8 protein-coding genes are annotated in these 5,731 nt (G+C 66.9%); 6 read left to right on the forward strand and 2 right to left on the reverse strand.

Annotation, left to right across the window (positions count from 1 at the left end):
• Positions 1-112 precede the first annotated feature (112 nt).
• Genes era through larB form a run of 5 tightly spaced genes read left to right on the forward strand, consistent with a single transcriptional unit; the run spans position 113 to position 3,507 of the window.
• Complete coding sequence (gene era, locus BG35_RS0105705) at positions 113-1,078, forward strand: GTPase Era (protein WP_034417334.1); 966 nt, start codon at positions 113-115, stop codon at positions 1,076-1,078.
• A gap of 31 nt (positions 1,079-1,109) precedes the next feature.
• Positions 1,110-1,601: a phycobiliprotein lyase gene (locus BG35_RS0105710; protein WP_034417338.1), complete on the forward strand. Its 492-nt coding sequence runs from the start codon at positions 1,110-1,112 to the stop codon at positions 1,599-1,601.
• Positions 1,601-2,314, forward strand: a complete 714-nt coding sequence (gene trmD, locus BG35_RS0105715) for a tRNA (guanosine(37)-N1)-methyltransferase TrmD (RefSeq protein ID WP_173399741.1) — start codon at positions 1,601-1,603, stop codon at positions 2,312-2,314. The genes BG35_RS0105710 and trmD overlap by 1 nt, the downstream gene beginning before the upstream one ends.
• 27 nt (positions 2,315-2,341) lie before the next feature.
• A complete protein-coding gene (gene ispF, locus BG35_RS0105720) occupies positions 2,342-2,830 on the forward strand; it encodes a 2-C-methyl-D-erythritol 2,4-cyclodiphosphate synthase (RefSeq protein ID WP_025782071.1) in 489 nt (162 codons plus the stop codon).
• A 5-nt stretch (positions 2,831-2,835) separates the two neighbouring features.
• The gene (larB, locus tag BG35_RS0105725; RefSeq protein WP_025782072.1) at positions 2,836-3,507 is read left to right on the forward strand and encodes a nickel pincer cofactor biosynthesis protein LarB; all 672 of its coding nucleotides are present in this window, start codon (positions 2,836-2,838) and stop codon (positions 3,505-3,507) included.
• Positions 3,508-3,535: 28 nt separating this feature from the next.
• Here larB and thyX read toward each other — a convergent pair whose 3' ends face one another.
• Both thyX and BG35_RS13650 read right to left on the reverse strand, forming a co-directional pair.
• Entirely contained in the window at positions 3,536-4,204 is a 669-nt protein-coding gene (thyX, locus tag BG35_RS0105730) for an FAD-dependent thymidylate synthase (protein WP_025782073.1), read from the reverse strand.
• Complete coding sequence (locus tag BG35_RS13650; protein WP_236619801.1) at positions 4,201-4,416, reverse strand: hypothetical protein; 216 nt, start codon at positions 4,414-4,416, stop codon at positions 4,201-4,203. Before BG35_RS13650 ends, thyX begins: the two co-directional genes overlap by 4 nt.
• A 95-nt stretch (positions 4,417-4,511) precedes the next feature.
• Between BG35_RS13650 and BG35_RS0105740 the strand changes: the two genes are divergently transcribed.
• Positions 4,512-5,731 (forward strand): amidohydrolase family protein (locus tag BG35_RS0105740; RefSeq protein ID WP_025782075.1); only part of this gene is annotated, 1,220 nt, incomplete at its 3' end.

Consider the following 5,731-nt stretch of genomic DNA (forward strand, 5'->3'; position numbering starts at 1 on the left):
CCATGGCCCGCAGGCTTGGAACTCTGCCACAAGATGCCACAAGGTGGGTACACCGCAGCCCACTTCCCTGCCGGTGCAGGCAGGCTGGGAACCGGGAGACCCCGCACGCCCCTTGCCCCATCCCCGATCCCCGTCTCAAGCCGGCCCCCCGGCGCTTCCGGAGGGGGAACAGACCGTTACGTCAACGCCTCCGGGATATCGCTCCGGCTTCGTGGCCCTGATTGGGCGCCCCAACGTGGGCAAATCCACCCTGCTCAACCAGTTGGTGGGCCACAAGGTGGCCATCACCTCCCCTGTGGCCCAGACAACCCGCAACCGGCTGCGGGGCATCCTGACCCGACCCACGGCCCAGTTGGTGCTGCTGGACACCCCCGGCATTCACAAGCCCCACCACCTGCTGGGGGAGCGCCTGGTCAAGGTGGCCCGTTCCACCATTGGTGAAGTGGACGTGGTGTTACTGCTCATGGACGGCAGCACGCCACCCGGTCAGGGGGATGCCTACATCACCCAACTGCTGCGCCATTGCGCCGCCCCGTTGGTGGTGGGTCTCAACAAGCAGGACCTGGTTCCCCCCAGGCGGGCCGCCCAATTGCAGCGTAGCTACCGGGGCCTGGTGGGGGATTGTCCGTTCTTTGGCTTCAGCGCCTTGCATGGGGACGGCTGTGAGCAGTTGGTGGAGGGTCTGAGCCAACGTCTACCGGAGGGACCCCACCTTTACCCGCCCCATGCGGTCAGTGATCAGCCGGAGCGCCTGTTGCTGGCGGAGCAGATCCGCGAACAGGTGTTGCATCTGACCCGGGAAGAGGTGCCCCACAGCGTGGCTGTGCGCATTGAGGACGTCCGGGAAGAGCGTCACTGCACCCGCATCGCCGCTGTGGTGCTGGTGGAGCGGAGCAGCCAGAAGGGGATCCTCATCGGCAAGGGGGGCGCCATGCTGAAAGCCATCGGCACTGCCGCCCGGTTGCAGATGCAGACCTTGATTGCCGGCCCGGTTCACCTGGAGTTGTTTGTCAAGGTGTCTCCCCACTGGCGCCGTCACCCGGGACGGCTGGCTGAGCTGGGTTACGGCAATGGGTGAGGATGGAAGGCGAATCCCGCCAAACAGTGTTGTGCCCGCCCCAAGCCCCGCCCCCGCTCCCTTCCAACCACCCGCCACGGTGGAGGAGTTGCTGGAGCGTTGCGCCGGCCGCTGGCTGAGCTTACGCACCCTGGTGACCGTCAGCCGGGAGGAAGAAGGCTGGGACCGGAGCGAATCCGCCCAGTTGGCGTTCAGTTGGCAGCCGGCGGAGCCGGGGCCTGATCTGGGGGTATTGCGCCTCCACAGCCCCCGGCAGCCGGATTTCCAACTGCACATGATGGGGGCGGCCCAGGATCGGGAAGGGGATTTTGCGGACAGCGACGGCCGCCGTGGACGCTGGCGGTTTGATCGGGATCATGTTCTGCGCCTCGCCTGGTGCAGCGGGGATCGGCAGTTTGAGGAGCGCGTCTGGTTCAGCAAGGCCAACCTGCGCCTCCGCAGCCGCACCGTCTCCTGCAAAAGCGACCCGTCAGCAGTGCAGGCCTGCGCTTTCTACTCTGAGATCCGCCGTCTGCAGAGTTGATGGATGAGGGGCAACCACAGGCGCCCCTGCGGCTGGACGTGGTCAGCCTGTTTCCCCAGGCCTTCCACATGCTGTACGGGCTGGGTGTCATCGGGCGGGCCTTCGCGGCGGGTCTGGCGGAGCTTTACATCCACAATCCCCGGGATTTCGCCCCCGGTCCGCACCACAAGGTGGACGACAGTCCCTACGGCGGCGGAGCGGGCATGGTGCTCAAGCCCGAGCCCGTCTTTGCCGCGGTGGAGTCGATTCCCGTGGGTCACGGTCGCCGGGTGCTGCTCATGTGTCCCCAGGGCCGCCCCTTTTGCCAGGCCGACGCTCAACGCCTCGCCGCCAACCACGACCAACTGGTGATTGTCTGTGGCCACTACGAGGGCATCGATGAACGCATCCGCTCCCTGGCGGATGAGGAGTTGTGTGTGGGGGACGTGGTGCTCACCGGTGGGGAAATCCCCGCCATGGCGGTGATCAACGGGGTGCTGCGACTGCGACGGGGCACCGTGGGACGGGCTGAATCCCTCCGGCAGGAAAGTTTCTGCCAGGGTTTGCTGGAGTACCCCCACTACACCCGGCCCCGGGTGTTCCGGGGGATGGAGGCGCCCGGGGTGTTGTGTAGCGGCGATCACGGCGCCATTGCCCGTTGGCGCCAGGACCAGCGGGAACAGCGCACCCGCCGCCGCCGCCCCGAATTGCTACGGCCCCAGCCGGAACCATGACACCATGACCCTGTCCAGCGGCAGCCCATGAACCTTCGCATCGGTCATGGTTACGACATTCATCGCCTGGTGGCGGGACGCCCCCTGATCCTGGGGGGCGTGACCATCGACCATCCCCTTGGTCTGGACGGCCACAGTGATGCGGACGTACTGGTCCATGCCGTGATGGATGCCCTCCTGGGGGCATTGGCCCTGGGGGACATCGGTCGCTATTTCCCCCCCGAGGATCCCCGCTGGCGGGGCGCCAACAGCCTGGCGTTGCTGGAACAGGTGGGGTTGCTGGTGCGGGAGAAGGGCTGGCGGGTGGTGAACGTGGACACCGTGGTGGTGGCTGAACGCCCCCGTCTGCGGCCCCATGTTGCCGCCATGGCCGCCAACATGGCCACCCGGTTGGGCCTCACCCCGGACCAAGTGGGCGTGAAAGCCACCACCAATGAAAAGCTTGGACCGGAGGGTCGCGAGGAGGGGATGTCCTGCTCCGCCGTGGCGCTTCTGATCCGGGAACCATTCCCTTGACCGCCATGACCCATGGGGACAGGAACCTGAACCTGGATCTGGACCGCCGCCGCCGTCTGGGCATGGTGGAAGCGGTCTGGGGAGCGGACAAGACGGTGGAGCAGATTCTGGCGGCTGCCCGCCGCTTTGCCGCCGCCGGCCAACCCCTGCTGGTGACCCGGGTGGAGGAGGCCAAAGCCGGGGCCGTGCGCCAGCAACTCCCCCAACTGTGTTACCACCCCCAGGCCCGCTGCCTCACCATGGGTTCCCTGCCCGCCAGTCCATGGCAGCGGCTGGCCATCCTCACCGGGGGCAGCAGTGATCTACCCGTGGCCGCGGAGGCGTCCATCGCCCTGGCCTGCCATGGGGTGGAGGGGGAGTTGATCGCCGATGTGGGGGTGGCGGGTCTGCATCGCCTCATGGCCCGGCTGGACCACCTGGCCCGGTTTCCGGTTCTGATTGTCTGCGCCGGAATGGAAGGCTCGCTGCCCACGGTGGTGGCCGGTCTCCTGCCCCAACCCATTATTGCCGTGCCTGTATCCGTGGGGTACGGGGTGAGCGCCGGCGGCCATGCGGCCATGGAGGGGATGCTGGCCAGTTGCGCCCCCGGCCTCTGTGTGGTGAATATCGACAACGGCTACGGCGCCGCCATGGCGGCCCTCCGCATCCTGCGCATCCTGCGCATGGACATGGATTGATCCATGGGGGAATGCCCCCCTTCCGTGTTCAGGCGGCCCAGTTCAGGTCGTCCAGCACGGCGCCGCAGGTGGGAAAAACGGTCCGGAACACGGCCTGGGCCTGGTGGGCGACGGCCCGGTGTTCCGCTTGCGTGCCGGGTTGGCTCCGCAGGGCGATGTAGTGGATCCAGCTTCGGCAGTTGCCGGTCATGTAGAGGGTGGTGGTGGTGGCCTGGGGCAGCACGGCGCGGGCGCACTCCCTGGCCACCCCTGCGGCCAGCAACTGGCGATAGAGGTGGTGGGCGGCATCAAGCTGGGCGGCAATCCTGGCTTGCCAATGGCGCACCACGTCGGGGGGCAGTGTATCCAGGGATGCCTGGCGGTCTTTCGGGTGGGGACTGCGAAGCTGGGGCATGGCCCATTCCACGGGCGCCTGCTCCTCCCCTGCATAACGGCGGGAAAGCTGTTGGAAGCAAAAGCTGCGATGCCGCAGGATCTGGGTGGCGATGTCCAGGGTGGTGACGATCTCCAGGGTCATGGAGGCATGCTCGAACACGCTCCAGTGACCATGGCGGATGCAGTACCTCAACAGGCGGCCGTGGTCCGGGTTGGCCTGGTTGGCCGGATTGCTGACCCTGGCCACGTAGGCCATGAAGGCTTCAGGGTCGGGGGTGTGGCTTTGCAGCTTGACGCGGCATGGCGGCCCGGGCAGCGTCACCGCAAGATCCCCAGCGCCACCACCAGGACCGCAGTGGCAATGCCAAGGACAACGAAAATCCGTTCCCTGGGCTGAAGACGGATGCGGCGCCGCGAAGAAAACCTCCCCCCGGCCCGGGGCCTCTGCCCCCGGCGGGACCAGAACTCCTGGCTCAGTTGCCGTTCTCGATCCGTGACCACAACCGGACTGCCCGCAAGGGGAAGCGTGAACATGAACATCCAGCCTAAACCGTTCGCCGCTTATGGGTGGCCATACCGAGGCAACGGGCCACTGATACGGTCTTTTCATCACGACCACAGCCCTGCCCGTGGCCGGCCCCCTGAAGCCCGATCCCGCTGCCGCCCACACCAATCCGCCCGTTTCCCCTGACCATGCCCTCCTCGTTGACGGTGGCGTGGTGGTGGTGATGGACGAGGAAGGGACCGTCCTGGAGGGGGGCGCGGTGCTGATCGAGGGGGACCGCATCGCCGCCCTGCTGGAGCCGGATGCGCCCCGCCCTGCCCATGTTCCGGTCCTTGACGCAACGGGCCACCTGGTGATCCCGGGCCTGGTGAACACCCATGGCCACGCCGCCATGTCGCTGCTGCGGGGCCTGGCGGACGATCTACCGCTGATGACCTGGCTGGAAGCGTACATCTTCCCCGCCGAGGCGGCACTGGTGGCCCCCGATTTCGTCTATTGGGGCGCCTTGCTCTCCTCGGTGGAGATGCTGAAAAGCGGGACAACCACCTTCACGGATATGTACTACTTCCGTGACCAGATGGCCCAGGCCGCCATTGACGCGGGGATCCGGGCCGTGAGCGGTCCCCTGGTGGTGGGCTTCCCCACACCCGATTTCCCCACGCCGGAAGCCTCGCTGGCGGAAGCGGCGGCGTTCATGGAACGCTACCAGCACCACCCCACCCTGACGCCTTCCGTCAGCGCCCACGCCCTTTACACCACTCCCCTCCCTGTGGTGGAGGCCGCTTTCCGGTTGGCGGAGGCCCACGATGCCGTCTTCCAGATCCACGTTCTTGAAGACTCCTCCGAAGACGCCACCACCCGGGAATCCACCGGCATGGGGGTGGTGGAAGCTCTGGATTCCATCGGCGCCTTGAGACCCGGCACCGTGCTGGCCCATTCCATCCACCTGTCCGACAAGGACATGGAGCGCATCGCGGCGGGGGGCGCCGGCATTGCCCACAACCCCCAGAGCAACATGAAACTGGGCATCCCGAAGGCGGCCCCGGTGACAGGGGCGCTGGCGGCCGGCATCCCGGTGGGGTTGGGAACCGACGGCCCCGCCAGCAACAACAACCTGGACCTGTTCGACGAGATGAATGCCGCCGCCAAGATCCAGAAGTTCGCGTTGGGTGACCCAACCGCCCTCCCGGCGGAGACGGTTTTCCGCATGGCCACCATGGGGGGCGCCCGGGTGCTGAACCTGCAGGATGAAATCGGGTCCCTGGAGCCGGGCAAACGGGCCGATATTGTCCTGCTGGATCTGGAGCGCCCAGGGCTGACGCCCCTCTACCGGGTCTATTCCCA

The organism is Candidatus Synechococcus spongiarum SH4 (assembly GCF_000586015.1).
In the GTDB taxonomy this organism is placed as follows: domain Bacteria; phylum Cyanobacteriota; class Cyanobacteriia; order PCC-6307; family Cyanobiaceae; genus Synechococcus_B; species Synechococcus_B spongiarum_F.